Genomic DNA, 25,562 nt, shown 5'->3' on the forward strand with positions numbered 1-25,562 from the left:
CGCCGTTATCAAGGACCAGAACGATCTCCCCCTTGTCTGCACCGTTCCTTAACAGCGTGGCATCATGCCCACCGTGTATAATGGCCTTGATAGCCTCAAGCACGCTTGTCTTGCCCGCGCCGTTTTCACCCTCAATAAACGTCATGGAATTAGGCTTGATTTCCAAGCTCTCAATCCCAAGGATATTGTGAATCTTAATCGCTGCGACCTTCATGGGTCTCTGCCTCCTTTATTTCGGATAAATAGTAAGCCGCGATGAGATTGATTCTTTCGTGAACTCCTCCGCTATCTTAGGGTGTGCAACCCTCAAAGCCTTTGCGTCTACCCTCTTTGACGTAATAGGCCGATAGCAAATTCTGGCGCCAGACGCCTCCACCATCTGCGCCTTGTTCATCTTCTCCTTTATCTTCCCCTTGACCTCCTCAAGATATGCCCCTGCATCGTCTACAATGGTCTTTGCCTCAAAGTATTGTTCGACCAGCGGAGCAAAGCTCTCATCTGTGATTATCTCCCCATCCCCACTTGGCATGGCCTCAAGCAAAGCCTGACCTTGGCACATCGTCCTGTGCCCGCACTTGCCGCACCGCGCGTCTTTCGGGTCCAAACGTTCAGGCTCAATAGCCTTCTGCACCTTTCCCCAAAATTCACGGGAGGCCTCCACAATCATCTGAATCATGTCGTTGTCGCGGGACAGGTCAAAATGCAGGAAGTCCACAGTCTCAGCACAAAGAAGGGCCGCTGTCCCATACTCTTTGTTGGTGACACGGATATGATGCTGTATCTGCAGGATGTGCTCATCGTTCAATCCTTCCGTCTTTACCTTCGCAAACGCCCTCCGGCCCGGGCATTTGGCCTCAAAAGGCGCGCCGTCCCTCTTGACCAGCCGGTCCGGGCGGCCCGCAATAAAGGAATACTCCTTGTCCTTTATGGGTAGCTGTGCTTCTTTCAGCGTGACAAGTTCAACTCCCGTTCGTTGCGTATAATACTCTGCAATAATCGGCTCAAAGAAAGTTCCACGACGGGTATGCTCATTCCCAAGGAAGGGATAATCAGCCTCGACCCCCCGCTTCTCATACCAGAGCCGCCGCTGGCAGCCGTAAGGGTTTAGATTGAACAGCGACCCCATATCTGAGCTCCCTATCGCCAGGGTACGGTCCATCTTTTTAGGTTCTGCCGTAATTATCATGGCCCCACCTCCTCCATTTCATTCATTACCGCTTCGACCTCCGGCCAGTAGGCCATAAAAACAATCGCCCCCATCAGTAGGTCCCTGTCGTTGCACTGTCTGACAATCTCTACAAGCACCCTGTTTATGTCGTCGGTATCCTCATACGAAAGTTCCTCTCTAATCTTTTCCTCATCGTGGAACGGGCATCTGAATTTTTGGGACCCACCAGCCAAAAGCTGTGTGAAAGAACCACAGGTGCAGTCAGACTCGTTGTAAATCATTACCTCAACCCCCTACTGGTAAAATCCCAAGGCCCAGGTCTTGCCGCACCGAGCGGCCATATACCACATCTAGCAAGAGGACATGTCCTTTCCCTGAGCCTTGAGAAATTCGCATCAAAACATCACCTTGAAAATCAGCATTACGATAAAGATAATCAACAGCCATACCGCCGTGAAAGCCGCCCCTCTACTGCAGCCTATCCGTGCGCCCTCATAGTCGAAATAAGACATAACTTGCGTTTCCCCGCTTGTATTTCCCGCTCAATCCTGCGGTTCTTGCGCCACCCTTCCAGCTCTGAAAGTTTGAAACTCAATTTGCCCCCCGGCATATCCTGATGATAGGGAAAGGTTCCCCACCCTTCCCTTGCCTCAGCCACCCGTCTTAAAATCGTATTGACATGACAATTTAAGAATCGTGCCGCCTGACTGGTGCTTACAAAACCCTCGATCATTTTGTTGTTGCCTCTCATAATTCTTTGTGCTACTTAGGCATAAGCCCCCAGGTGATAAGCATTACTATCTGATAGCCCATTGCATCTAACAGAACGCTTAAAACAAGGAGACCTATGCCATGCAAATCAATAAACTGCCAAACGTGGGTCGTATGCGAGGCGCCCATGCACAACCCGGCCAGTCTTGGGACACAGGCACTGTCCATATACAATACACAGACAAGAAGGACGCTCTGCATGAGCTTTCAATGTCCTTCCCCGATGCGATGTACCTCTTAAATATTTTAAAAGGAATACAGAAAGAGGCCGGCTTCCAGATGCCAGAAGAATAAATGCGGCCAACCTGATACCCATGTTCCTCATTTCAACGCCCCTCCGAGTTCCTTCCTGAGCTTTTCGAGCTTTCGCACAACAAGCTTTTCCCTGTGCTGTGAAAAAACATCCGCCACTTCCAAGACCGCACTCTTTGTATGTGTGCCAGGGTTGACAAGCAATAATGTGACCAATGTTGACAGGGGCATGGCCCTCTTATGATTTGGATTCCACCAGCAATGAACGGTATTAGGGAGAACACCCACGTCTCTAGCAAAGCCTTCTAAGCCCCCTGGGTGTGCCATAACGTCCTTTCGGATGCCCTCGAATACTAGTTGCACCCCATACGTTAGAAGGGAACTGGTACTTTCTTCTATTTCCGAGAACACATTAATCTGATGCATTTTTCTGACCCACTCTGACCGATGGCCATGTATTGCTAAAAAAAATTTATGTGCTACTCTCCTCAAGAACGGGCGCTGTAGCTCCGGGTGCCTCAATAAGACGACCGTCTAAGAACTGTAGAATTTTCTGTCGGCACCAGGTAGCAGCTCCCATTTGCTCGGCCCTGGCTGCCTCTTTTATGCGTCTGTAGTCCTTGGAATAGAACTCGATATTGACTGATTTCTTGTTGACCATCTGAGTCTCCTTAGAATGAAACTGCATAAAGTATGCATTTTACTCATGGTTTGTCAAGTAGAATTTATAAGAATTCCTTATAATTTATTAGGATATACCATATCTATTTGCCTATAGGGGGTTTATGTTATACACTTTCTGCATGGATATAGGGGACAAGATTAAGAAGGGCAGGAAGGAACTCGACTTGAGTCAAGACCAATTGGCCAAAAAACTCAGTGATATAGGTCTTGAGATGGAGCAAGTTACTGTGTCCAGAATAGAGGGTAGTGCAAGGAGGGTCTTTGCGGAAGAGGTTGAATTTTTTAGTATGGCCCTACAGCTTACTACAGAATATCTATTGAATAGTAAAAAAGGCTGGCCCCCTTCCAACGGAGACCGCCTTCCAGAAGCACCACCAGACATCCCCGGCAAGATTCCGCTCAAGCAGCCGGAGACAATCGGCGAAGGGGATACCATACCCATCATTAGTTATGTAAGCGCTGGTGATACAGAGGTAGCCTACGGCGACGCCGGGTATCCTGCAGGAGAGGGTATAGACCGGATGGTGCGCCCTGAAGGTGTAACGGACCAGCACGCTTATGGATTGATCGTCAAGGGTGATTCCATGCTCCCGATGATGCCGGACGGTACAGTTGTTGTAGCGGTTACGAATAAGCGTGCAAAGGAAGGCAACGTTGTTATCTGTAGAGCAAAAGAATCGGGCAAGGTTTACATAAAGCTCCTAAAAAGGCTCGACCATATTGTAGTCCTAGAGTCAACGAACATGCAGGCACACGACCCGCTGGCATTCCAGAGAGAAGATATATATTTCATGCACCCGGTTGTGTGCTGGAATACCACAAAAATTAAGGAATAGCCCGTCAGGGCAGAAAGGGGAATGTTATGGCAACTGATATTAACAAGGGATTAAAGAAGTACATCCCCATTTTCCGCACAACGCATGAGCAAGCCATTAACGAAGCAGAGACCTCGTTGAGAATAAGCAAGTTTTTCGAGGATGTGCTGGGTTACGATGTCTTCACGGAAATATCAAAAGAACACATGATTAAAGACCGCTACGTTGATTATGCTATAACAATAAAGGGCAAGATTGAGTTCCTCGTGGAAGTCAAGCAGGCGGGCATTAAATTGAAAGAGAAACACATTGAACAGGCGAGTAACTATGCCGCTAATTCTGGGATACCGTGGGTCCTATTAACAAATGGTAAATATTGGCAGTTGTATCACCTTACTTTTGACGAGGGAATCCAAAGCGACCTTGTCTGGTCTGTTGACCTTTTAGAAGACAACCCAAAGGCAGTGGCCTCCAAAATAGCCCTCCTTCACAAAAAGAGTGTACAAAAAGGGGCGTTAGAGAATTATCTTGCTAAGGTTAAAACCCTTTCACCCAAGAGCATTGTTCGGGCTATATTCCACGAGGATACCTTGAGGGTGATGGGTAAACTCTTAAGGAAAATGTCGGGTGTAAGAGTAGACGAACAGGACTTAGCGGACAACATAAAAAAGATGTTGTCTAAGAAAGCGTGGGAGGAAATCGGCGATGTAAAAATCAAGAGAAAGCGAAAGGCTACAAGAACAAAACAAACCGCTAAAGAGGCGACACCTATTATCCAACTTCCACAGGAGAAAGAAATACAGGAAGGGACATAGTGGCGTCAAGAGGAGGAAATAGAATGCGAAAATTAGCTTTAGTTATCTCGATATTTTTATTTATTTTTAGTTGTGATGCAGAAAATAAAGTAGAGGTTACACAAGAAAATATAGAAACTTTCAAAACAATGCTTGCCGAATCAGATGTAGAAGGATTAATTGCAGCCATTAGACCAAGCTCAAGTGGTAATGAGTTTATAAAAGTCATAGTTACGGATGACTGGTATTATGCAATGCCTCATGAAAGAAGGCAGCTTGTTCAGTCATTCTATAATTTGTGGCAAGCTATTAATCCAACACACAATGCCTTAATTTTACAAGTGCGGGATGCTTCAAATCGGAAAGTTGGCGAGGCTTCATACATTGGTTCAATATGGATAGCTGAAGATTAAGTGATGATTTATTATCTCTGTTATTTTTTAACTTTACTTCCTCGAGGCCCGGAAGGCTAAGAGGGGGATTTGGTCAGAGTAAAATGCCATTGAAAAAACGCGGCAGGTCATATTACATGGACGATTACATTGGCGGTAAGCGTGTAGTCAAAAGTTTGTCTAAAGACAAGGCCCTGGCTACAAAGATAAGAGACGACCTCCTGAGAAACCGGGACCTCTCAAGGTTCGGGATCGCCCCGGACAATTACCCGCTACCAGACATTAAGGATAAATTCCTGAGAGAGCTTAAGCCCCGCGTCTCCAGAACTACTTACGAAGGCTATATAACTATGCTATCCCGGGCATTAGAATTTATCGGCGTGGACACACCCTTGCACCAGATACGCCACCGGTTCAATGAGTATACAGACGCACGCAAGAAAGAGGGAATCTCAGACCACACCATGAACGTAACGCTAGGCCTCCTCAAACGGATGCTGGCCTATGGGGTACAAACTAACCTCATACCCTTTAACCCTATGGCCGATGTCCCAAAGCTTAAGGAACGGAAACGATTGCGGCGTGCTCTGAGGCCCGAGGAGATAAAGGCCCTGCTCAAACACTCCGGGAAATGGCGCCAGATATGGCTGACATTCATACTAACTGGCCTCCGTCGCTCAGAACTGGTCAGACTACGGGTCAAACATATAGATAGGAAAGCGTGCACGCTTATTGTAGCCGAGTCAAAGACTGACGCTGGTGTCAGGGCCGTTCACCTGCACCGGACGCTGCAGAAGGCCTTGTGGCCGCTCCTGAAGAATAAGCGGCCAGAGGACTATGTCTTTACCACTCCCCACGGCACACCCCTCAAGAATAATCTGCTGCGGGCCTTTCGGGTATGCCTCAAACGTGCGGAAATTGACCAGGAAGGCGTGGACCTGCACAGCCTGAGAAAGACCTTTGCCTCTTTACTGGCAAGCGCAGACGCTCATCAAAAGAAAGCCGCCGTGCTTATGGGGCATCGGCGCACAAGCACAACGACTGATATATACACTGACACTTATCCGGAGGATTTAAGAGAGGCGGTAGAGAAGATACAGCTTTAAAAACACTGGTGTTGGTTACAGAATAGCCGCAGCGTTATCGTAAGTCTTTATATGTTCTTATCCGTCGCCGAATGGCATTCAAGAGGTCGAGGGTTCGACTCCCTTATCCTCCACCATATTCTGCAAGGACCTACGATAACCGCTGCAGGACTAACTTAAATACTGGTACAACCAGTGGGGGGCGGGTTAACAAAAAAGAGGACTTAGTCCGAACCCGCATCTCTGCTAATGGGGGAATACAGATGAAAGTATACTTCTCATCCAAAATATGGCAATTCCTACTGGTCATGTTCTGCACTCTGTTGTGTACTATGTTATACGCCGTGGTCAGTAATAGCCCGGCTGATGCACACCAGGCGGCCGACACGATTTTTGTGGGTGGTGACATTATCACCGTCAACGAGGACAACCCGGAGGCAGAGGCCCTGGCGGTACTGAACGGCAGAATCGTCGCGGTCGGCAGTAGAGACGACGTGTTCAATTGGTTAGGTAAGGAGACTGAGGTTGTCGACCTTGGGAAGAAGACCCTTATGCCCGGCTTTTATGCGATCCATACCCACCCTGCCGTGACGGCCGTACTCGACCAGTGGCTTCACATAAACGGATACACGGTCTCCAGCGCTGAAGAGGTCAGACAAATCATAAGTGACGGCGTTGCAAAGGCAAAACCCGGCGAATGGGTTGCCGCCTGGGGATGGGACCCCGTTCTCACTACCGGTCTCAGGGCTCCAAGCCTGAAAGAGCTGGACGAAATGGCGCCGAACAATCCTTTAGTAATCCTCGCACAGAACCTGCACAACGCATACGTAAACAGTACCGCACTTGAGATTGCCGGTATTACAGAGAAATCTCCCAACCCGCCGGGTGGTCAGTTTGTACGGGACAAAGACGGCAACCTGACAGGTGAACTCAAGGAAGAGTCTGCTATCGTACGGTTAATGGAGAAAATGCCGCCGTTATCGCACGCACAAAACGTTAAAATGCTCAAGGGGGAATTCCAGAAATACGCCCGCAAAGGTTTCACTACGGTCGTAGACCTTGGGTTGCTGCCGGTGATGCCGGACCTTGCACGCCTTACCCAAGAGGTGTTAGCCTGTAAGGACACTCCGGTACGAATCGTTGCCTACGCAACCGGCCGTCCTGACGGTACCATCAACTTTTCGCACAGGTCTGGCAGCGAGCGCTTTAAGGTAAACGGTGCAAAGTTCTGGGCAGACGGCTCACCGTATTCCGGCGGCATGGCGGTAAAAGAACCCTACCTGAACACAGAACTCACCATCGATGGTCTGGGTTACAAGAAAAACGAAATGGGTAAACTGAATTGGTCCACTGAGACTCTACATGATGCCGTGGAGCGCTATCATCGCGACGGATGGCAGGTCGCCATCCACACCCAGGGAGGACGTGCGATTGACCAGGCGCTGGATGTTTACGAGTCCGTGCTACTTAAATATCCACGAACGGACCATCGCCACCGGCTGGAGCACAACATGCTGATAACACCCGCACAGCTAAAACGTGCCACAGACCTCGGTGTCACATCCACCTACCTCATGGAGCATGTATATTTCTGGGGTAAACAATTACGCGATGACATACTTGGTCCGGAACGTGCCAGTAGGATTATGCCTATGGTTGATGCCTTTCAATACAGCCCGCATCCGTCGCTGCACGGCGATTCTCCAGTGACACCTCTGGAACCTTTACATGTGATGCAGACTGCGGTGACGCGCGTGATGCGCGACGGAGGAGAGGTGCTGGGGCCGGAACAGCGCATTGACATCGACAAGGCCATAACGGCTACAACCATACACTCCGCGTGGCAGGTGTTTGAGGAAGAAAGCAGGGGCAGTCTGGAAGTGGGCAAGGTGGCAGATATGGTCGTGCTCTCCGACAACCCGCGCAAGGTTCCCCCGGAACAACTCGGCCGGATTGAGGTACTGGAGACATACCTTAGCGGTCACAGGTTTGTGTGGGAGTAAAACATTTCTGGAAGCCCGCAGACGCAGGCTGGCAGGGTTAAAGGGCAAGCGGTCACTACCCCTTTTTTGTGGGGTTTTGTAGGGAGGGGATTCCTTTAAATTCCGTGTCTCTTGGCCGGGGTATCAAATGCTGTGGTCTTCTTTCATTGACCTATTTCCCCTCAGAGGGATAATATCCGTATATGCCCGAACGGAACTGCACGGCAGGCACATCGGGACTAACTTAAATAATAATACTATTAGTGGGGGCGGGTCACTGGTGAGGCCGGACGGAAACCGGCTCTCGCCTCCAAACCTGAGAGGAGAACTGCCATGAGACGTCCTACGCGCACAACGACCACCACGACCGCCAAGCCCAGGCCCGCGCCGGCACCGGCAGAAATGTCTGACACAGGATCGGCTCGAGTAAAAACTGAAGGCACGGCCGGGGTGTGGCCAAGAAGGAACCTCCTTCTCGCGGTAATCATCACTGGCGTCTTAGGTGTCTTCGGGTCAATGCGAGACCTGCAGGGATGCACCGGAATCATGCTGACGAACATGGACTCCAGTATCGTGCACGGACGCACGCTCGAGTTCGGAATGGAGATCAAGTCCAACATTGCCGTGATACCGCGCGGCTATCGATTTGTCGGTAAGACGCCGAGAGGTGACGGCATCACATACGAGGCTAAGTATGCAGTCGTCGGGTTGAGGACTTTCAAAGACCAGGGAGTTCAGGACGGTCTCAACGAGGCCGGGCTGGCTGCCGGGGCGTTTTATTTCGCGACGTTTACCCAGTACACTGAGGTCACGCCAGAGAACCAGGCAAAGGCGATGTCGGCAACCGACTTCCCTAATTGGATTCTGACCCAGTTCGCGACCGTTGGTGAGGTTCGAGCGGCGATAGAGGCGGGCGCGGCGGTCGTCGGGCCGACGGTTGTCCCGGGCTGGGGTCCCGAGGCCCCGCCGTTGCACTACATCGTGTATGACAAGACCGGCGCATCGCTTGTCATCGAGCCTGTGGGTGGGACGCTTGTCGTGCACGACAATCCGATCGGCGTATTAACCAACTCGCCGCCCTTCGAATGGCATCTGATTAACCTGCGCAACTACATCTCGCTCAGTACGCGCGATGTGCCACTGGTCAAGATCGATAGTCTCACGCTGCAGGTATTGGGGCAAGGCAGCGGAATGCTGGGACTGCCGGGCGACTTCACGCCAGTGTCGCGATTCGTTCGGGCCACCGTCTTCAGCACAACAGCGATTCCTTCACAGGACGCCGAGGAAGGCGTCAAGCAAGTGTTCCATATTCTCAATCAGTTCGACATCCCGATTGGCGTGGCCCGCGTCGTGGAGAAGGATGGTACGGTCCTCAGCGATTACACGCAGGCAACCATGGTGCGTGACCCGCAGGCGCTTCGTTACTACTACCGCACTTACGACGATCAGACGATCAGGATGGTTGACCTAAAGAAGTTCGATCTGAATGCCAAGGAGTTGAAGCAAATATCGACGCTTCAAGGAACTACTCCGATAATAGATATGTCCTCATCGACCTGGTAAGCCGGTCCGCCTGCAGATGCAGAATGTGACCTGCCCCCCTTTAAACCGGTCCAGTTTTGATGTTGGTGTTTAGGACGAATTGGACTGTGGGAAGAGGGTGACGATAATGCCTAAATCCGGGGCACTGCAACACTGCTTCTATACATAAAGACCCCTACCCCCCCCTCTGGGAGGCCTATCTCTGTCTAGTTGTAAAGTACATAAATGAACTGTATAATTCGTTGACAACCCACGCAAAATGCTTTAAATGGCGGGAGAATATTAAACTTCACGATAGTGGAGGTAAGAAAACGAAACGTAAGATTATGTTTATTTGCCTGTTTGTCCTTGCCTTAGCGTTGCCAGGCTGTAAAGCTTCGGAGACCGCGAAGGATGCGGGTATGGGCGCCAGAAAGGATCAGGCTGCGGGCAGCGTGGCTGGAGCAGTCAAAGGGGCAACTATCGGTGAACATTATGGCGGCCTCGTGGGCGCGAGTATAGGCGCAACCATAGGCAGTACCGTTGGTGGTATAAACGGCGTGGTGACCGGACAGGAGCAAAGAATGGAAGAAAAAGAAAAAGAAGAAAAGGAAAAGGAGAAAGAGGAAAAACATTAACGGGGGTTGAAAAGGAACTGTATTTTCATTTAAGGAAACAAGAACATGTTGATTACAAAGGCCGTTTGGATTGCATTAACCGTCCTTGCCTGCACCGTATATTCCCCTGTTGTTGTTTTTGCGGATTGGCAAAGTACTGTTCAGCAAGGAGATGAATTGTACGCAAAGAGGTCCGAAAAGGACGGCAGGGCAAAACTTGAGGCGGCCATAAAGAAATACGAGGCAGCCGTAAAGGAGATTCCGGAGAATGACAAAAAGGCGCGTGCGAGGGTATACGTCGACATTTCCCGCGCCTACTTCAAGATTACGAAGTATCTTTCGACATCTGATGACGACCGGTCGAACCAATCCAACAAAGGTCAGGACTGGGCCCAAAAGGCAATTGACGCAGACCCGGAAAGCGCTGAGGCGCATTTTTACATGGCCGCAAACCTGGGGTTGTGGAGGCTCATACACAAGGCCTCTTTCAGGGGTGGCCTGACGGGTGGAGGCATAAAGAAACAGTTCAAGAAGGCGGCGGACCTTGACCCGAAAGGACTTCAGGGATCGCCCGACAGGGGTGTTGCGGAGTATCTACTGGCCAGGGGCAATTCAGAAAAGGCGCAAGGTTATGCCGAGAAAGCCGTTAAGATAGGACCGAAGATGTTGGAAAACAAGCTCATCCTGGCACAGGCCCTCTGGGTAAACAACGACAAACCGGGTTCCAAAAAGCTTCTGAATGAAATAGCCGCCGACAGCGACGACATCCTGCCGTCAGACGTCCTTGAAAACAGATACGCTATCATGAAGACAAAGAGGATCCTGGGGAATATAGCGAATAACAATGAGCCGGACTGGTAGTCTTCCACAGGCTAACTGCTGCACATTAACCTGGCTGTGCCCTTCGCCGACGCGGAAAAAGAAGACGCGCAGACACACTATCCCTCTTGGGGTAGTGCCTCTTACTGTCAAGTAAACACACCAAAACACCCTTAAATAGACAAAAGGTTCCTGTACCCGGCAAGTACGACATAGAATAAACCACTTGAACATGGATAGAATAAATGTTAGTTAGCTTTAAGGCAATTCTTAATCCGTTGGCCATAAAAGCCAAAGAGGTTATAAGGAGGCCCGTCCGAGGAAAAATGTGAACATCAATTTAACTTTTTACGGGAGAGGGCTATGAATCTGACAAGATACGTCCACATAGTATGCGCGATTCTCCTAGTAGTCTCCGCTACCATCAGCTACGGAGAAGAAACGAAGGAAAAAGGCCAACCGAATAAAATAACGGCAAATGAGGTCAGCGTCGAAGAATTGAAGATGTTTGCCAGGGCCTTTGTAAGCGTCCAGGCAGTCCTTGAGGGTGAGGAGGCCATGGAAGAGAGTGGCGGGGCAGTCTATGAAAAAACAACCTCCATTGTCAAGCAGGAGGGTTTAACCATCAAACGATACAACCAATTATCTGAACTCATGAATGAAGACCCTGATTTTAAGAAGGCTGTAGAGAAGATGATAAAAACAATAAAAGAGGAGGAGAAAGAGTAAAAACAACACAGAGAACCAGACAGAAGCTTGTTGTCCAGAAAGGCATTTTTTGGGCGGAAAAACACCTCTCGTAAGTCGTGCAATAGCAAGACCGGAAATGCTGATTTTTCAGAGCCTTTTTTGGACGGCCTCCGTTTTACACTGCCTTATTTTTCAGTATCTAAGACGTTTCTGAGAGACTTACGGCGTAGCTCGAGAACGGTGACATCAAAATCCGCCACAAGTTTTTCACACGTCTTGCGGAGGTCTTCGTGCGGTGTGTAAACAACCTTATGCAAGAGTATCTCTGTCTGGTCTTTACATCTATCTTTTAATATGTCCCAATCTATACGGCATTCCGGGAACCTTACTTCAAGCATGTTTACAAAGGCGTCCAGCGCCAGGGACTCCGTTATAACACATGAGATCCCGACTCCAATTTTTGTGCCTCTGTCTGATTTCAGTTCTGTAGCGACGATGCGAAAATTATATTGCGGGTTATTATCTGTAATTACAACGTCATGCAACGAACGCAATTCTCTCTTTATATAGCTTGAAATACTACCTGCTATTTGTTGGTTTGCTGTAACGATAACTTGAACCCTGCAGGAAACCTTTGGCGTATCACTCTGGGCCAGGACCCTTTCCCCAATGCCCGGCACGTTGCAAGCCGCAGCTACAATTAGCAGAATTACTAACTTTTTCATGTTCTGTCTCCTGACGGTCATCTTCACAATCCCCGTTTATCATCCCCTGCCCCCTTGTATGCCCCCAAAAAACCCTCTTCTGATATTTTAGATTGCGCGGATACATTATACGGATAGCATAACCCAAGTGGACTATAATATATATAAAGCACCTGCGCCATGACAAATAATTCAATTTACCAGCAGTTTTTGCGACAGGCGGACTGTGTATCCCGGGTAGTAAACGCCCCCCTTACCCCTTGCCGATTTCCCTTTGCGTGATAAACTTATCATAGAGAATCCCTCCGAAGCCACAAGGCCTAAGGCCTTACAGTGGCCCGTGTTACGCTGAGGAGGGCCACTCCATGGACAAAAAAGGACATAGAGAAGGCTGCTTTCCCATAACCCCTTTGGCAGCAGGGTATTATGTTAGTGCCCTGTGGGGCCTCACTGCATTTCCCGGCAGGACCTCTGTGAAAGGCAGAGGCCCGCCTTGACTCTTTGATGATGTGTGGTAAGCTTCTGTTAGAGCAAGGAAAAAGCCATAATACTAAAGGATCTGTATCGGCAAGGCGCTGTCTGACAAGCCTTGAACAATCTCTGCGGCGCCTGGGGCAATTTGCGGTACAGGCGCAGGCTCCTAATTGGGGAGGAAGAACGATGGAAGATCCTGGTCTCGTGCTTGATTATGAAGTGAAGTCTTTAGAAAAATACACCCCCGGAGAGAGCCCCAAGGGTGCCGTCTACCGTATAACTATCCGGATTGAAGACGAAGATTTCGAGTTTGACGTGTTCCCGGAATATTCTCTCGGTACGGCGGAAGAAGACCTGCTAAAGTAGTTTGACTGGGGCAGCAGGGTGTCTAATTACAGAAGCACGCACTGCATGTCTAAAGCTCTTATTATTTGGGGCCCAGAAAACCCCTACAGCGGTAGTACAATGCCAAAGGCACCTAAGCCGCTAAATTCCTCTTGGGCCTAGGGAGGATTTTGCGGCTTAAACGAGCCGTATTCAGCGCCCCCGGAAGACATACCCTCCCGCCTCTACCCGGCCTTTCGCTTCGCATCAAACCGGCCATTATTTGAAAGAGACCTGCCCATCCTGCTTTACTCCGGTATGTCCTGAGATGAAGAGTGCCGTTCCGGCCCCGGCACCGCCCAGATTCCGTATTCATCGCTCAAACTTGGATTCTGACCCTGTTCTGCGAAAAATCCGGCTACGGACAAACCGTTCTTAACAAGAATGCGACTGGCAGTTGCCGGGTCGACTAAGTGTCTTAGCGGGAAGAAAATCGTGTTCATTTTATTTTCCAGTATGTCCCAGTCCGGTTTCTCACGATTCACGAGGAATACTACGCAAGAATAAATGGCGGTAAGGGTCGTACGCAGTGCCGGGTGCAGGACCTCTGGCAGCTGAACAGCACATCGCTTTATAGTATTCCTCACGAGGGCCCTGGGATTGGTATTCATGAAGGTAACAAAAAGATTTCCATCGGGAGCCAGCATCCCGACAAGATTGGAGATTATTACCTCTAAATCCTCATTTAGGTAGCTGATACTCGAGCGTATAAATATAAAGTCAAAAGGCCCCCGAATCTCCCAATCTTCAATATCCGCACAAACGAACTCCACATTAGAGACACTGTTAATCTCGCGGGCAAGTTCTATATTACCTGGAGTGTTGTCTACACCAGTTACTAAAGCGGCTCCCTGCTCTGCCATAAGCCGGGTATAGGCACCCGTACCACAGCCTATATCCAGAATTCGCTTGCCCTTGAAGCTCAGTCCGGCCGCCTGAAGCTCCTTAATATGCCGTTCAGCTACTTCTCTTGGCTCAATAAAAATATGCTCAATTTTCATATGTACCGGGGCACATAGTTTTGAAATGAAACCGGTTTAGTATCGCAAGCCATGTCTTACCCGCCGTATACCCGGGAACCTGCCATACATGAGCGCCCTCGTTACTCATGCGTAAGTTTGTTCTTTATCGCTCCTCGAGCTATTAAGGCATTGTACGCTCTTCACTAACCATTTTCAATATCTTCCATCGTACGGGCGGGTGTTTTTGTCTCTCTATATTCACCGGCTGACCGGTATGGTCAGGATGGGCGCCACGGTCTTGATGTCTCCGGATTGCAGGTCCGCGAGTACGATAAGCCTATGGTACCATAACAATCTGAATCTGCGCATTACTCTCCCATGCGGCTATCAAAGGATGTCTGACGGATGATATAAGATATTTTCCACAAGAAAACTCCGGGGGCTCTAACAAGTCTTTCTCTGCATATTGCGTATATTATATAGATATATATTGTGGGGCCCTCGGCCTGTCTCGACAAGCGCAAATGATACCCAACCCCCCTAAATCTTGCAAGAGGGTTTTTGATTCCAACGGCGGCTGTATTTGGGTGGGTGTTAAATAATGGGTTGTTTTATGTCCTGCTGACTTCGCTGCGGAGTCTGAAAGCGGATTTGCTGGTTTTTTCTTCTTCGGGGGAGCCGACGTCTTCGGCCTTTATCCTGAGGCGCAGGCCCCCATGCATCCTGTTAGAACGCATACGTTTACTGCGTAGTTTACAAAGCCTCATATCCGTATTCCGCGTAATTTTCCTAGAATATGTTTTTGGCACTTGCACAGGCCTCATTCTGTGGTTATAATTATTCGTGACAACAGTATAATTCAGGGTAGATAATACGTAGGTTATGTCCGGGGAACCTCTTATGGTTAATCATATCAATCAGAGAATGGCAGAGATACTAAAGGACACTGCCCTCTCACAAAAGAATTTTGCGGCTTCCCTGGGCCTTACGCCCGGGCATCTAAACGACATCCTTCGAGACAGGACCCGCCCGACGGTCAGGATAGTCGAACAGTTGATACAGGCGTACAACGTCTCCGCCAACTGGTTACTGACAGGGAATGGTCCAAGGTATGGAGAAAGGCGGGCGGACTACCAGCAAAAGAGGATGGAGGTAGTCACCACAAAGGAACTTTTGTTAAGGGGCGGCAAATTCGGCAAGAGAGGGCATGACTTCGTAGCAGTACCCGTACTCGGCAGCGAGCTGGTGAGCAACCTGCCCAAGACCATCACCGACATAACAACCTTCAAACCGGAAGACTTCTGCGTAGTGCCTTATAAATGGATCAAGAGACCGAAGACCACATTCTGCTGCAAGGTTATGGGTACGTGCGTGGAACCACTGACGGACCATGAAATCATAGCCGCAGTGGATTGCTCCCTCAAATCTCCTTCACGCCTTAGCGGAAAACTCTGTGTAATCATGGTAGAACACATGCCCCTTATCCGCCGGCTCAACACCACAAAGACCCATCTTGTGTTCGAGACCATTAACCACCCGGACGCACCGAAACCCATCCGTTTCAAGGCCAATGGCACAAACCCCATACTCGGCAGGCTTGAGTGGACCTGCTGTCAACACAAATAACTCTTACTGGTTTCTGGTGCGGGGGCTACGAAAGATAGAAACGGCAGCAACAGATAAAAAACTATGGGAAGGGTTGACGGTCAACGTATTGACAACTTCAAAACCTCCTTGGTCTTTGGGGTGACCTTGACCCTCTCGTCTATCCGGAGTCCTACTACCCAGACGGGATGGGCTTTTGATGCAACGATAACCACGTTATCCCTCTCCCACCTGGGGGTCTTTGTGTCGATAAAAAAATCCTTAAGCTTCTTCTCGCCGCCCACGCCCAGGGGCCAGAACCTGTCTCCATCCCTGCGGGTGCGGACGTAGAGTTTTTTGCCTGCCCTGTCGGCGTCCACAATCTCTTCATCGGGTGTTTTCCCGGTCTTAAACTTTTCGAGGAAGCCGTCCTCTATCTTTTCGTCAATAATCTCGGCCCTGATTTCCCTTCCGTCAAATAACTTTGTTATGCCCGGCACGACCAGCTCCACCGGCTCAAATGATTGCGTACGGGGGCGTGATGGCCCGGCAGTCTTCCTGAGGCAAAGCTCCTCGCCTTCGAGACACGCCGTCCATCGTCCCGGAAGTTCTATCTGTTTACACTCCGTGACGCCCTCCACCATCTCAATTACATTATTGTAGTGTTCGTAGTCCATCTTCCTGAGCGACATGCCCATCCTGGAAAAAACCTCTTTCAGAAAAAAATGTTGAAAGAAGGGGGGGTGGTGTTTCAGCAGGTCGGCCTCAAATGAACAGGTGCCGGCCTCGTCCCGTTTCAGGGTTGCTCCTACGATCGTGCTTATCCTTGATTGCAGGAAATCATTACTCCTGCCGGCGATGTCGCCCAGCTTTGTCAGGGCGTCTTTCATCCGCGGGTTGTAATCCTTCTCAAGCAGCGGGAGGAGTTCAAGCCGTATGCGGTTGCGCAGATTATTTTCGGGGCGCAGGTTGGAAGAATCGGTTCTATAATTCAGGGGCTTCTCCTTGAGATACGAAAGTATCTCCGCCCTCCAGACATGAAGCAGCGGTCTCACCAGCTTCACCTTCGAGCCCGGTGATATGGTTCGCAGCGGCCTTATGCCGCCCAGCCCCAGAAGACCCGTGCCCCTTATGATGCGATGCAGCACGGTCTCCGCATTATCGTCGGCCGTATGACCCACGGCCACGTGTGTGGCCGAAACCTCCCGGGCCAACTCCTCAAAGAACTCATACCTTGCCCTCCTGGCCGCCGTCTCTATGGAACATCTCTCACGGGACGACAACCCACTTACGTCCACCTCCTTCACGGCACACTCAAGGCCCAGCGACCCGGCCAGGCCTCGCACAAAGCGCTCGTCCTCCCGGGATTCCCCGCCGCGGAGCATGTGGTTGACGTGGGCCACATGCAGCCCGCAACCCCACCCCGTTGATTTATTTAATTCCATAAGCACACTCAGCAGTGCTACTGAATCAGGCCCCCCGGAGACCCCGACTACGACACCGTCCCCCGGCTCCAACAGGCCGTAGTGTCTAATCGTATCTCTTACCCGATTTTCTAACTCTACAGTTTTCACGCCCAAAACCTCCCGCAAAGTGGACTATAACCCCGGGGAGGACGCAAGTCAAGGCCAAGTCAGGGCCATGCCGTGACAAAGAACCTATTTGACTTCAAGCACTTACGACTTAGAATAGTGTCCGGGACAAATTGCCCGGAGGTCCTTGTAAGGAACCTGCCTGAGGCATTGACCGAATAATTATTATTAAGAAAAAGATGTTGGGGCATTTATCTTCACCAGCAGGTCCGGCGGGTCGCAGGCCCTGAATTTTTAACTTTTTCCGTACAAGCGTGGAGGATATAATCATGGAAATGGAGATTTGTGGATATCCATCTACGGTTTCAACGAATGGTTTGAAAGTGGGGCCATAGAGCCCACAGATGTGTTTGGCTCCCAATTCCTTGAGACACTACAGGGAGCCGTGAGAAATTAACCATGCGTAAGGTAACGACAATACTGCTATTAACGGCCATAAGCATGTTCATGTGCAGTCCGTCCGTCCATGCCAAGCATGACATTACCAAAGACGACGCCATAGAACATTTCAACAAGGGCAATAAATTCTACAGCGCCGGCAAATATGACAATGCAATCGTAGAGTTCAACAAGGCCCTTGAACACAACGCCAATGACGCCTCTTCACTTTTTGGCCTGGGCAACTCCTACTTTCTCAAGAAGAATTACAAAAAGGCACTGGAGCACTACAATAAAGTGACCGCAATAAAACCAGACTACGCCAAAGTGCATTACGCCATGGGCCTGGCCCACCGAAGGCTGGGCAATAAGGATGAGGCGAAGAAGGAGTTTGAGAATTACAACACCTTAAGCAAGGGAGGAAAATCCCGCACGGCAAAAAAGGCAGGCAAGAAAGTCCGTCGTAAGGCAACCCGGGCCAAAGAAGAGGAGACGGAGGAAAGCAGGCAGCTTGAAGGCAGGAAATGGGAAAAGAAGCCTGCGGACAGGAAACTTGAAAGCAGGAAATGGGAGGACAAGCCTGCGGGCAGAAAACTTGAATCCAGGGCTTGGGACAAAAAACCGGGAGACAGACAACTGGAAAGCAGGGCGTGGACGGAAGATGGCTCTCGCACATCAAAGGATGGAGCGGAAAAGGAACGCCGTGACAAAAAGATAGCAGAAAAGGAAAGAAAAAGGATAGAGAAAGCGGCCGAAAAGCGATTTAAAAGGAAGGCCGCCAAAAAAGAGAAGTCTAAAAAAGAGGCGGCCAAGAAAAAGAAGGAAAAAAGGGGGGGTCTGAAAGCCATATGGAACAGCTCACCTGTAGGCAAGATATTTGTGGGCCTCGTCGCATACACGCTTGTGGCACAGGTCTGGATAGCCCTCGTCGTACTGGTCTGCTTAATCTTCCTATGGAGGAGACGGCGGTAACCATAAGCATGCGAAACGATAGGTGCCCGCCAAGCCGTCCGGCATCCTTTTAATGCCATAAAATCCCACAGAATATGGTATTATAACAAAGCAACGAAATGACCCGATTACAAAAGCGCCGTAAGGCCATGGACACAAATTGTGGACATAAAGGAGCGGTGATATGGCAGAGGTAACCATATACGGGAAGGATGACTGTCCTTACACAACTGGCGCAAGAGACGACTACGCCGGGCGCGGCTTTTCCGTAAACTATATAAACGTAAAAGAGGAACCGCAGGCGATGAGCCGGATGTTGGAGCTTTCCTCTGGCCGAAGGGAGGTGCCGGTCATCGTGGAAGGAGAGAAGGTAACCGTCGGTTTTGGGGGCACCTGAGGGGTCTAGAGACCCTGCCGGTAGGTTACCGGCAACTGGAGGCATTGGGGCCCGCCAAAGACAGTATTTACCAGACACGGCGGGGGAGGGAAACGATACATGAAAGAAGAAGTTGCCCCGGTACGGGAGGCCGCCGGGAGACCCGCAGAAAAATTCCAACTGCGGCTTTTATTCTGGGAAACAACCGCCGCATGTAACCTTGAGTGCATCCACTGCCGCAGGCTGGACGTCATGAAGGAATTGGCCAAGGACGACCTCAGCACCGAGGAGGCGTTCTCTTTTATAGACAACCTGGCAACCCTGGGCAGCCCGATACTGGTCCTGAGTGGCGGAGAACCCCTCTACCGTCCCGACATCTTCGAAATAGGCCGCTACGCGAGGTCCAGGGGTCTCAAGCTGGCCCTTGCGACCAACGGCACACTGGTTGATGAGCCCATTGCAAGGCAGATTGTAGACGCCGGGGTGCAGCGTGTAGCCATCAGCTTTGACGGCGCGGACGCAAAGACACATGACGAATTCCGAAAACTCCCCGGCTCGTTTGACCGGGCCACCGAGGGCTTTAAACACCTCAAAAAGCTCGGCATGAGCATGCAGGTAAACTCCACCATCGCAAAGCACAACGTCCACCAGCTCAGGGACATCTATAACCTGGCCGTCTCGCTTGGCGCAGACGCGCTTCATATATTTATGCTGGTGCCCGTGGGCTGTGGAGTAGAGATTGCCGAAGACATGATGCTGAGCGCCGAAAAGTATGAAGAAAGCCTGCACCTGTTCTACGACCTGGCAAGGGAGGCGAAGATTCAGACAAAGGCCACCTGTGCGCCACACTATTTCAGGATCGTAAGGGAGAAGGCGGCGGAGCTGGGGATGCCCAACGACCCTTCTATGACACCTGGGGGCAGACACTCAGGCGGTGGACACCCGGGAGGGCATCCGGGCGGTGGACACCCAGGTGGTGGACATCCCGGCAGCGCGCCGGGGGCAATGGCAGCCATAACCAGGGGGTGTCTTGCGGGAACCGGCGTATGTTTTGTGTCGCACAAGGGGGAGGTTTTCCCCTGCGGGTATCTCCCCGTCACCTCAGGCAACGTGCGCACAGAGAACCTTGTGGATATTTGGCACAACTCAAAGGTCTTCGCCCGGATGCGCAACGTGGACCTGCTCGGTGGAAAATGCGGGGCCTGCGAATATAAAAAGATATGTGAGGGCTGCCGCGCGAGGGCGTTCTATGAGACCGGAGATTATATGGCAGAGGAACCTTATTGCATATACACCCCAAAGGCCCTGAGAAAGAAAGGTTAATCAAAAGAAGGGGGTCCGCATGAGGGGTTGTGTCCCGGTTACCCTTCCACTACTCCTGCTGCTTTCACAGAAACCGGCCATGGCGGGGAGAGAGATTTTTTTCAATCTATCATCTATCCAAGACAAGGTGGAAATATATTGCAAAAGACAGCCGCGCTGAGACGTTACAGGGACAATGCGCTTAAGACCGGTTATGTCTTCTTCAATGCCAAGGCCCTTATGACGGCAGCCAAGTTGGACATATTCAATCACATCGGTACGGGCAGTAAATCGCCGGATGAACTGGCAAGCTCCATGGGCGCCAGCAGCCACGGGACCAGGCTCCTTCTGGATGCCCTGGCCGGCATGGGTTACGTTAACAAAAAAGGGGGGCGCTACTCTAACACCCGCTGTGGCCGGGAGGTGTTCCTTGAGGGAAAAGATTACTATATCGGGGACATACTCCGCTTTCACGAGACCATGTGGGCGGGCTGGAGCGGCCTGGAGAAATCCATCCGAACCGGAAGACCCGCGCAACGGCACGACATGTTTCAGGAAGACAAGGAGGAAACCCGTACGTTCATCATGGCCATGCACAACACCGCAATGGGCCACGCAGAGGATTTGGCCTCTCTCATGGACCTGAACGGGGCCAGAACACTCCTCGACGTAGGCGGCGGTCCCGGCACCTACTCTATATTCTTCTGTAAGGCCAACCCGCGGCTGAAGGCAACTATTTTTGACCTGCCCGGCACCCTGGAGGTAACGAAGGACGTTGTTTCCAGATACAAAATGTCCCGCAGGGTCACCCTGCAGGAAGGCGATTACAATGAGCAACTGCCAAAGGGCTTTGACACGGCATTCCTTTCCCATATCATCCACAGTGAAGGGCCGGAGGCCAATGCCGCTCTAATGAAGAGGATTTATGACACCCTGAACCCCGGTGGGAAGATAATAATCCAGGATTTTATATTAAAAGAGGATAAGACTCAACCCGGTTTTGCCTCTACCTTCGCCCTCTGTATGCTCGTTTTCACGGAGGAAGGCAGGACGTACTCTTTCGAAGAGATAAAGGCCTGGCTGAAGGACGCGGGTTTTAAGTCTGTTAAGTGGTCTCGACGTTCGCTGCCCCGTGACATCTCCGTCGTAACGGCGCAGCGCAGCTAAAGCCATCTAATAAACAAAGAAAAGGGAATCAACATGATAAAAAGTATCCTTGCACCACTTGACGGGTCTGAGGCGTCATTTTCCGCCCTTGCAAACGCCGTTGCGCTGGGGAAGGCTGCCGGGGCCGAGGTGCGCGGCCTTTTTGTGGTGGACAAGTGGCGTTTCGTTTACGTCCCCACCTCGACGGCCATCGCCGGGGCAATAGGCGCGGCGCCGACCACCAACGTACCGCTGCCTCCTGAAGAGCTGGTTGAGGAAGAAAACCGTGCCGCGCTGGAGGAAAAAGGGATTAAGAATTGCTTTGACACCGAGTGCAAGGCCCAGGGCGTTAAAGGCACGTTTAAGGTGGTTCGTGGCGAGGTGGGTGAGCTGATAATCGAGGCGGCCAGGACGGTGGACCTGGTGGTTATCGGCCGTCGCGGTAAACACACCCGGAAGCCCGAGGCGCACACCCCCGGCTCGATAACCCTGGCCCTGCTCCACAAATCTGCGAGACCGGTCATGGTAGTGCCCGAGGGCACCCGGCGTGGCACACACATACTCGTCGCATACGACGGCAGCGAGGCCTCTCAACGGGCCATAGAGGCCGGGGCAATGATCGCCGAGCTGCAGGCCTCAAAGACTATAGACGTCCTTACCGTAGTCGACAACCCGGAGGATGCGGCCGAACCCCAGCGGGAGGCCGGAGAATACCTGACTCCGCACGGGCTTAAGGCGTCCTTTTTCATGGAGTCCGGAAGGCCATGGGAGGCCATCTCGGCACACGCAGGTAAGACAGACGCCGGGCTTATCGTGATGGGCGCCTTTGGGATGAACCGCATCAAGGAGTTGATTTTTGGAAGCACTACCCTGAACGTACTCGAGAATGCGAAATGTCCCATTCTGCTCGTGGCGTAACTGCCGCAGCCGCTATACACCTAAGTTACATACACCGTCCATCTTATGAAAGCCTTGACACAAACAACGTAAACTGTTTTAATTCTTGCTTCAAAAGCTTTAAGTCATAAATCCAGACAATCACCAGACACCGGGATTTCTTAATGAACATACTACTTCTAAGTATGCCGGATTCTTTTCCCTTCCTGTTGCAGTGGGGCGTAAAGGTCCCATGCCTCGGCCTGACATCGATCGCCACCAACCTCTCTGAAGGCCACAACGTTTATGTGGGAGACCTGTGCACTAAGAGAGACGACGTGCCGGGGGCCGTCAGGGACGCAATAGAGGAGTATAAACCCCATCTTGTGGGGATTTCCTCAATGACCTTCCAGTACAACACCGCCAAGAAGATAGCACGGCTCATAAAGGGCATGAATAAGGACATAAAACTGGCCCTGGGCGGCTACCATGCCACACTCATGTCCCCGGAACTCAAGACCGAAGATGACAGCAAGTTATTCGATTTCTCCGGCGAGGACGGCCGGCTGTTCGACTTCGTGGTAAGGGGTGAGGGAGAGGTCAACTTCCGTGAGCTTGTAGACGCCATGGACGGGGGGAACAAGGACTTTAATTCCATCATGGGGCTGTCATACAGGTCCAACGGCGAGTGGCACCATAACGCCCAAAGACCCCTTCTGGACGTAAAGACCATAAAATTGGCCAAAAGGTCAACGAGGATATGGAATGACTACAGCTACTGGGGCTACAACTTTGACACCACTGAGAGTTCCAGGGGCTGCACCTTTACCTGCAACTTCTGCAGCATGCAACACATGTACGGCACCTCATTCAGGACCTTTGACATCTCAAGGGTGATGGAGGACCTTGAAGACGTCAAGAGCGTGAAGGGCAATATCGTCCTGTTTATAGACGACAACATCACCCTGAACCCGAAAAGATTTTTGGAAATCTGCGAGGCGATGATTAAGGAAAAACATAATGACATTTACTACTGGGCGCAGGTGAGCTCCAAGGGTATCGCCTCCGTGCCGGAACTCTCAAAGGCCATGAAGGCCGCCGGTTTTAAGATGGTCTTCCTGGGGATAGAGAACGTCTCAAAGCGCAACCTTGAGCAGCTCAACAAGGGAGACATATTAGAATACAGCAAGAAGGCCATAAAATACCTCCATGACGCCGGGTTAATCGTAATCGGCGGGATGATCGTCGGCAACCCTGAGGACACAGTCGCGGACCTTGAGGAGAACTTCGAATTCTTTAAAGACCAGGGCATAGACGTATACTTCGACCAGATACTGACCCCGTACCCTAAGACAGGGATAAGGGAAGAACTCATGAAGGCCGGCCTTGTCACAAATCCTTACGATTTCACGAAATATAACGGATATTGGACCAATGTAAGGACAAAACACCTCTCGGAAGACGAGCTCTCCTTTCTCAGATGGAAGTTGCACCGCGACTACTTCGTGCTCGCCAGTCCCTCACCCCTGTACAGAAAATATATGGGAGCAGGCTACTACTACAGGAACTACAAAATCTTCAGAAAGAGGCTGGGCGCCTGGTGGAACACAGAACGGAAGGTTTACGAGCAGGAGATGGAGAAATACCGGAAGGTAAACGAATTTTTGTAGTTGGCCATCTGGGGAAACATTCGCGCAAATACCAACAAAACGATACATCTCAAAATTGAAAGACTTTACTTGAGGACCGAGACATCATGAATGTACTCCTTCTAAGTATGCCGGACTTTATCCCGCTTATATTCAGAAAGAATATAAAGGTACCCAACCTCGGCATGACGTCGGTGGCCTCCAACGTTTCTGAAGGCCACAACGTCTACGTGGGAGACCTCTGCACCAGAAGAGACGACATACCCGGGGCCGTCCGTGACGCAATAGATAAGTATAAACCTGACCTTGTGGGCCTGTCATCAATGACCTTTCAGTACATCACCGCCAAGAAGATTGCGCGCCTCGTAAGGGGTATGAACAAGGACATCAAACTGGCCCTGGGCGGCTACCACGCCTCGCTCATGTCCCCGGAAACCAGAAGCGATGACGACAGTAAACTATTCGACTTCTCCGGCGAGGACGGCCGACTATTCGACTTCATGATAAGGGGCGAGGGTGAAGAAACCTTCCGCGAGCTGATAGACACCCTGGACGGGGGGCGCAAGGACTTTGATTCCATCCTGGGGTTGTCGTTCAGGAGTAACGGCGAGTGGCGCCACAACGACCGAAGGCCCCTTCTCGACGTAAGGGCCATAAAACCGCCAGACAGATCGAAGAGGATATGGAAGGACTACAATGCTTTTTTCCACAAATTTGATGTCGTCGAGAGCTCAAGGGGCTGCACCTTTACCTGCAACTTCTGCAGCATACACCACATGTACGGTACCACCTTCAGGACCTACGACATCTCCAGGGTGATAGAAGACCTCGAAGACATCCGGAAGGCGGGGGGCAACATGGTGGGATTCATAGACGACAACATTACCCTGAACCCGAAAAGGTTTACGGAACTCTGCCGGGCAATAACCAGAGAAGGCTATAACGACATGAACTACTGGGCCCAGGTAAGCTGCAAGGGTATCGCCTCCACGCCCGAACTCTCAAAGGCCATGCGTGACGCAGGATTCATGGTTGTCTTCCTGGGTATAGAGAGCGCCTCAAAGCGCACCCTGGAGCGGCTCAACAAGGGAGACATATTAGAATACAGCAAGAAAGCCATAAAATACCTCCATGACGCCAATATATTAATAATCGGTGGGATGATCGTCGGAAACCCTGACGATACATGCGAGGATGTCAGGGAAAACTACGAGTTCTTCAGGGAATACGGCGTAGATGCCTACCTGGACCAGATGCTGACCCCATACCCCAAAACGGGGATAAGGAAAGAACTTATGGATGCCGGCCTCGTGACAAACCCCTACGATTTCGCAAAATACAACGGATTCTGGGTCAATGTCAGGACAAAACACATCCCGGCAGATGAGCTCTCCTTTCTCAGATGGAAGCTCCACCGTGAATTTTTCCTGATGGCGGAACCATCACCCATATACCGGAAACTGATGGGCCCGGGCTATTACTACAGGAAGTATAAGATCTTCAGGAAGAAGCTGGATGTCTGGTGGAAGACGGAAAGGAAGGCATACGAAGAGGACATGGAGAAGTTCCGCAAGGTAAACGAATACCTGTAGCC

General features: G+C 50.9%; 27 protein-coding genes. 18 read left to right on the top strand and 9 right to left on the bottom strand.

The genetic code is table 11. The features are described 5' to 3' along the window. The 5 genes from NOU37_04855 to NOU37_04875 all read right to left on the bottom strand — a co-directional run. Positions 1 to 214 (bottom strand): ATP-binding protein (locus NOU37_04855; GenBank protein MCQ4574556.1); only part of this gene is annotated, 214 nt, incomplete at its 3' end. A 15-nt stretch (positions 215 to 229) separates the two neighbouring features. After that, entirely contained in the window at positions 230 to 1,186 is a 957-nt protein-coding gene (locus tag NOU37_04860; GenBank protein MCQ4574557.1) for a YqaJ viral recombinase family protein, read from the bottom strand. Continuing rightward, a complete protein-coding gene (locus NOU37_04865) occupies positions 1,183 to 1,449 on the bottom strand; it encodes a hypothetical protein (protein MCQ4574558.1) in 267 nt (88 codons plus the stop codon). The genes NOU37_04860 and NOU37_04865 overlap by 4 nt, the downstream gene beginning before the upstream one ends. 811 nt (positions 1,450 to 2,260) lie before the next feature. After that, a complete protein-coding gene (locus tag NOU37_04870; GenBank protein ID MCQ4574559.1) occupies positions 2,261 to 2,617 on the bottom strand; it encodes a hypothetical protein in 357 nt (118 codons plus the stop codon). A gap of 46 nt (positions 2,618 to 2,663) precedes the next feature. Then, complete coding sequence (locus NOU37_04875; GenBank protein MCQ4574560.1) at positions 2,664 to 2,852, bottom strand: hypothetical protein; 189 nt, start codon at positions 2,850 to 2,852, stop codon at positions 2,664 to 2,666. A gap of 124 nt (positions 2,853 to 2,976) precedes the next feature. Between NOU37_04875 and NOU37_04880 the strand changes: the two genes are divergently transcribed. From NOU37_04880 to NOU37_04920, 9 genes are all read left to right on the top strand, one after another. Beyond that, on the top strand, positions 2,977 to 3,711 hold the full coding sequence (locus NOU37_04880; protein ID MCQ4574561.1) for an XRE family transcriptional regulator: 735 nt from the start codon (positions 2,977 to 2,979) through the stop codon (positions 3,709 to 3,711). 26 nt (positions 3,712 to 3,737) lie between these two features. Continuing rightward, entirely contained in the window at positions 3,738 to 4,505 is a 768-nt protein-coding gene (locus NOU37_04885) for a type I restriction enzyme HsdR N-terminal domain-containing protein (GenBank protein MCQ4574562.1), read from the top strand. A gap of 23 nt (positions 4,506 to 4,528) precedes the next feature. Further along, positions 4,529 to 4,897, top strand: coding sequence for a hypothetical protein (locus tag NOU37_04890; GenBank protein MCQ4574563.1), 369 nt, complete (start codon positions 4,529 to 4,531; stop codon positions 4,895 to 4,897). 83 nt (positions 4,898 to 4,980) lie between these two features. Beyond that, positions 4,981 to 5,982 carry a tyrosine-type recombinase/integrase gene (locus NOU37_04895; GenBank protein ID MCQ4574564.1) on the top strand — a complete coding sequence of 334 codons (1,002 nt, stop codon included), beginning with the start codon at positions 4,981 to 4,983 and terminating at the stop codon, positions 5,980 to 5,982. A gap of 242 nt (positions 5,983 to 6,224) precedes the next feature. Next, positions 6,225 to 7,964, top strand: coding sequence for an amidohydrolase family protein (locus NOU37_04900; GenBank protein ID MCQ4574565.1), 1,740 nt, complete (start codon positions 6,225 to 6,227; stop codon positions 7,962 to 7,964). Between the two features lie 525 nt (positions 7,965 to 8,489). Beyond that, positions 8,490 to 9,506 (top strand): choloylglycine hydrolase family protein, encoded by a 1,017-nt coding sequence (locus NOU37_04905; GenBank protein MCQ4574566.1) that lies wholly within the window; start codon positions 8,490 to 8,492, stop codon positions 9,504 to 9,506. Positions 9,507 to 9,886: 380 nt separating this feature from the next. Next, a complete protein-coding gene (locus tag NOU37_04910) occupies positions 9,887 to 10,102 on the top strand; it encodes a glycine zipper domain-containing protein (GenBank protein MCQ4574567.1) in 216 nt (71 codons plus the stop codon). Between the two features lie 156 nt (positions 10,103 to 10,258). Further along, a complete protein-coding gene (locus NOU37_04915; protein ID MCQ4574568.1) occupies positions 10,259 to 10,942 on the top strand; it encodes a TRAP transporter TatT component family protein in 684 nt (227 codons plus the stop codon). Between the two features lie 321 nt (positions 10,943 to 11,263). Then, positions 11,264 to 11,629 carry a DUF4168 domain-containing protein gene (locus tag NOU37_04920; protein MCQ4574569.1) on the top strand — a complete coding sequence of 122 codons (366 nt, stop codon included), beginning with the start codon at positions 11,264 to 11,266 and terminating at the stop codon, positions 11,627 to 11,629. A 146-nt stretch (positions 11,630 to 11,775) separates the two neighbouring features. Here NOU37_04920 and NOU37_04925 read toward each other — a convergent pair whose 3' ends face one another. After that, positions 11,776 to 12,315, bottom strand: a complete 540-nt coding sequence (locus NOU37_04925; protein ID MCQ4574570.1) for a hypothetical protein — start codon at positions 12,313 to 12,315, stop codon at positions 11,776 to 11,778. 639 nt (positions 12,316 to 12,954) lie between these two features. Here NOU37_04925 and NOU37_04930 point away from each other — a divergent pair. After that, complete coding sequence (locus NOU37_04930) at positions 12,955 to 13,134, top strand: hypothetical protein (GenBank protein MCQ4574571.1); 180 nt, start codon at positions 12,955 to 12,957, stop codon at positions 13,132 to 13,134. 266 nt (positions 13,135 to 13,400) lie between these two features. Here the strand turns inward: NOU37_04930 and NOU37_04935 are convergent, their stop codons facing one another. Both NOU37_04935 and NOU37_04940 read right to left on the bottom strand, forming a co-directional pair. Beyond that, entirely contained in the window at positions 13,401 to 14,153 is a 753-nt protein-coding gene (locus tag NOU37_04935) for a class I SAM-dependent methyltransferase (protein ID MCQ4574572.1), read from the bottom strand. A 572-nt stretch (positions 14,154 to 14,725) separates the two neighbouring features. Continuing rightward, a complete protein-coding gene (locus NOU37_04940; GenBank protein MCQ4574573.1) occupies positions 14,726 to 14,851 on the bottom strand; it encodes a hypothetical protein in 126 nt (41 codons plus the stop codon). 163 nt (positions 14,852 to 15,014) lie between these two features. On the opposite strand from NOU37_04940, the gene NOU37_04945 reads away from it, so the two are divergent. After that, positions 15,015 to 15,740: an XRE family transcriptional regulator gene (locus NOU37_04945; protein MCQ4574574.1), complete on the top strand. Its 726-nt coding sequence runs from the start codon at positions 15,015 to 15,017 to the stop codon at positions 15,738 to 15,740. 80 nt (positions 15,741 to 15,820) lie between these two features. On the opposite strand, the gene tilS is transcribed toward NOU37_04945, so the two are convergent. After that, positions 15,821 to 17,272, bottom strand: a complete 1,452-nt coding sequence (tilS, locus tag NOU37_04950) for a tRNA lysidine(34) synthetase TilS (GenBank protein ID MCQ4574575.1) — start codon at positions 17,270 to 17,272, stop codon at positions 15,821 to 15,823. Between the two features lie 417 nt (positions 17,273 to 17,689). Here tilS and NOU37_04955 point away from each other — a divergent pair, with 417 nt between their 5' ends. The 7 genes from NOU37_04955 to NOU37_04985 all read left to right on the top strand — a co-directional run bounded on the left by NOU37_04955 (position 17,690) and on the right by NOU37_04985 (position 25,560). Next, the gene (locus tag NOU37_04955; protein MCQ4574576.1) at positions 17,690 to 18,640 is read left to right on the top strand and encodes a tetratricopeptide repeat protein; all 951 of its coding nucleotides are present in this window, start codon (positions 17,690 to 17,692) and stop codon (positions 18,638 to 18,640) included. 163 nt (positions 18,641 to 18,803) lie between these two features. After that, complete coding sequence (locus NOU37_04960; protein MCQ4574577.1) at positions 18,804 to 19,016, top strand: glutaredoxin family protein; 213 nt, start codon at positions 18,804 to 18,806, stop codon at positions 19,014 to 19,016. A 99-nt stretch (positions 19,017 to 19,115) separates the two neighbouring features. Next, positions 19,116 to 20,318: a radical SAM protein gene (locus tag NOU37_04965; GenBank protein ID MCQ4574578.1), complete on the top strand. Its 1,203-nt coding sequence runs from the start codon at positions 19,116 to 19,118 to the stop codon at positions 20,316 to 20,318. A 138-nt stretch (positions 20,319 to 20,456) separates the two neighbouring features. Next, positions 20,457 to 21,464 (top strand): acetylserotonin O-methyltransferase, encoded by a 1,008-nt coding sequence (locus NOU37_04970; protein ID MCQ4574579.1) that lies wholly within the window; start codon positions 20,457 to 20,459, stop codon positions 21,462 to 21,464. Positions 21,465 to 21,497: 33 nt separating this feature from the next. Next, positions 21,498 to 22,361, top strand: coding sequence for a universal stress protein (locus tag NOU37_04975; protein MCQ4574580.1), 864 nt, complete (start codon positions 21,498 to 21,500; stop codon positions 22,359 to 22,361). Positions 22,362 to 22,504: 143 nt separating this feature from the next. Further along, complete coding sequence (locus NOU37_04980; protein ID MCQ4574581.1) at positions 22,505 to 23,989, top strand: B12-binding domain-containing radical SAM protein; 1,485 nt, start codon at positions 22,505 to 22,507, stop codon at positions 23,987 to 23,989. Between the two features lie 86 nt (positions 23,990 to 24,075). Then, positions 24,076 to 25,560 (top strand): B12-binding domain-containing radical SAM protein, encoded by a 1,485-nt coding sequence (locus tag NOU37_04985; protein ID MCQ4574582.1) that lies wholly within the window; start codon positions 24,076 to 24,078, stop codon positions 25,558 to 25,560. The last annotated feature ends 2 nt before the right edge of the window (positions 25,561 to 25,562 follow it).

This window comes from Candidatus Bathyanammoxibius amoris (assembly GCA_024451685.1).
Lineage (GTDB): Bacteria > Planctomycetota > Brocadiia > Brocadiales > Bathyanammoxibiaceae > Bathyanammoxibius > Bathyanammoxibius amoris.

Coding starts and splice junctions, on each gene's coding strand:
- NOU37_04860 (MCQ4574557.1), bottom strand. CDS start 1,186: ATGATAATTACGGCAGAACCTAAAAAGATGGACCGTACCCTGGCGATA.
- NOU37_04865 (MCQ4574558.1), bottom strand. CDS start 1,449: ATGATTTACAACGAGTCTGACTGCACCTGTGGTTCTTTCACACAGCTT.
- NOU37_04870 (MCQ4574559.1), bottom strand. CDS start 2,617: ATGCATCAGATTAATGTGTTCTCGGAAATAGAAGAAAGTACCAGTTCC.
- NOU37_04875 (MCQ4574560.1), bottom strand. CDS start 2,852: ATGGTCAACAAGAAATCAGTCAATATCGAGTTCTATTCCAAGGACTAC.
- NOU37_04880 (MCQ4574561.1), top strand. CDS start 2,977: ATGTTATACACTTTCTGCATGGATATAGGGGACAAGATTAAGAAGGGC.
- NOU37_04885 (MCQ4574562.1), top strand. CDS start 3,738: ATGGCAACTGATATTAACAAGGGATTAAAGAAGTACATCCCCATTTTC.
- NOU37_04890 (MCQ4574563.1), top strand. CDS start 4,529: ATGCGAAAATTAGCTTTAGTTATCTCGATATTTTTATTTATTTTTAGT.
- NOU37_04895 (MCQ4574564.1), top strand. CDS start 4,981: ATGCCATTGAAAAAACGCGGCAGGTCATATTACATGGACGATTACATT.
- NOU37_04900 (MCQ4574565.1), top strand. CDS start 6,225: ATGAAAGTATACTTCTCATCCAAAATATGGCAATTCCTACTGGTCATG.
- NOU37_04905 (MCQ4574566.1), top strand. CDS start 8,490: ATGCTGACGAACATGGACTCCAGTATCGTGCACGGACGCACGCTCGAG.
- NOU37_04910 (MCQ4574567.1), top strand. CDS start 9,887: ATGGGCGCCAGAAAGGATCAGGCTGCGGGCAGCGTGGCTGGAGCAGTC.
- NOU37_04920 (MCQ4574569.1), top strand. CDS start 11,264: ATGAATCTGACAAGATACGTCCACATAGTATGCGCGATTCTCCTAGTA.
- NOU37_04925 (MCQ4574570.1), bottom strand. CDS start 12,315: ATGAAAAAGTTAGTAATTCTGCTAATTGTAGCTGCGGCTTGCAACGTG.
- NOU37_04930 (MCQ4574571.1), top strand. CDS start 12,955: ATGGAAGATCCTGGTCTCGTGCTTGATTATGAAGTGAAGTCTTTAGAA.
- NOU37_04935 (MCQ4574572.1), bottom strand. CDS start 14,153: ATGAAAATTGAGCATATTTTTATTGAGCCAAGAGAAGTAGCTGAACGG.
- NOU37_04940 (MCQ4574573.1), bottom strand. CDS start 14,851: ATGCGTTCTAACAGGATGCATGGGGGCCTGCGCCTCAGGATAAAGGCC.
- NOU37_04945 (MCQ4574574.1), top strand. CDS start 15,015: ATGGTTAATCATATCAATCAGAGAATGGCAGAGATACTAAAGGACACT.
- NOU37_04955 (MCQ4574576.1), top strand. CDS start 17,690: ATGCGTAAGGTAACGACAATACTGCTATTAACGGCCATAAGCATGTTC.
- NOU37_04960 (MCQ4574577.1), top strand. CDS start 18,804: ATGGCAGAGGTAACCATATACGGGAAGGATGACTGTCCTTACACAACT.
- NOU37_04965 (MCQ4574578.1), top strand. CDS start 19,116: ATGAAAGAAGAAGTTGCCCCGGTACGGGAGGCCGCCGGGAGACCCGCA.
- NOU37_04975 (MCQ4574580.1), top strand. CDS start 21,498: ATGATAAAAAGTATCCTTGCACCACTTGACGGGTCTGAGGCGTCATTT.
- NOU37_04980 (MCQ4574581.1), top strand. CDS start 22,505: ATGAACATACTACTTCTAAGTATGCCGGATTCTTTTCCCTTCCTGTTG.
- NOU37_04985 (MCQ4574582.1), top strand. CDS start 24,076: ATGAATGTACTCCTTCTAAGTATGCCGGACTTTATCCCGCTTATATTC.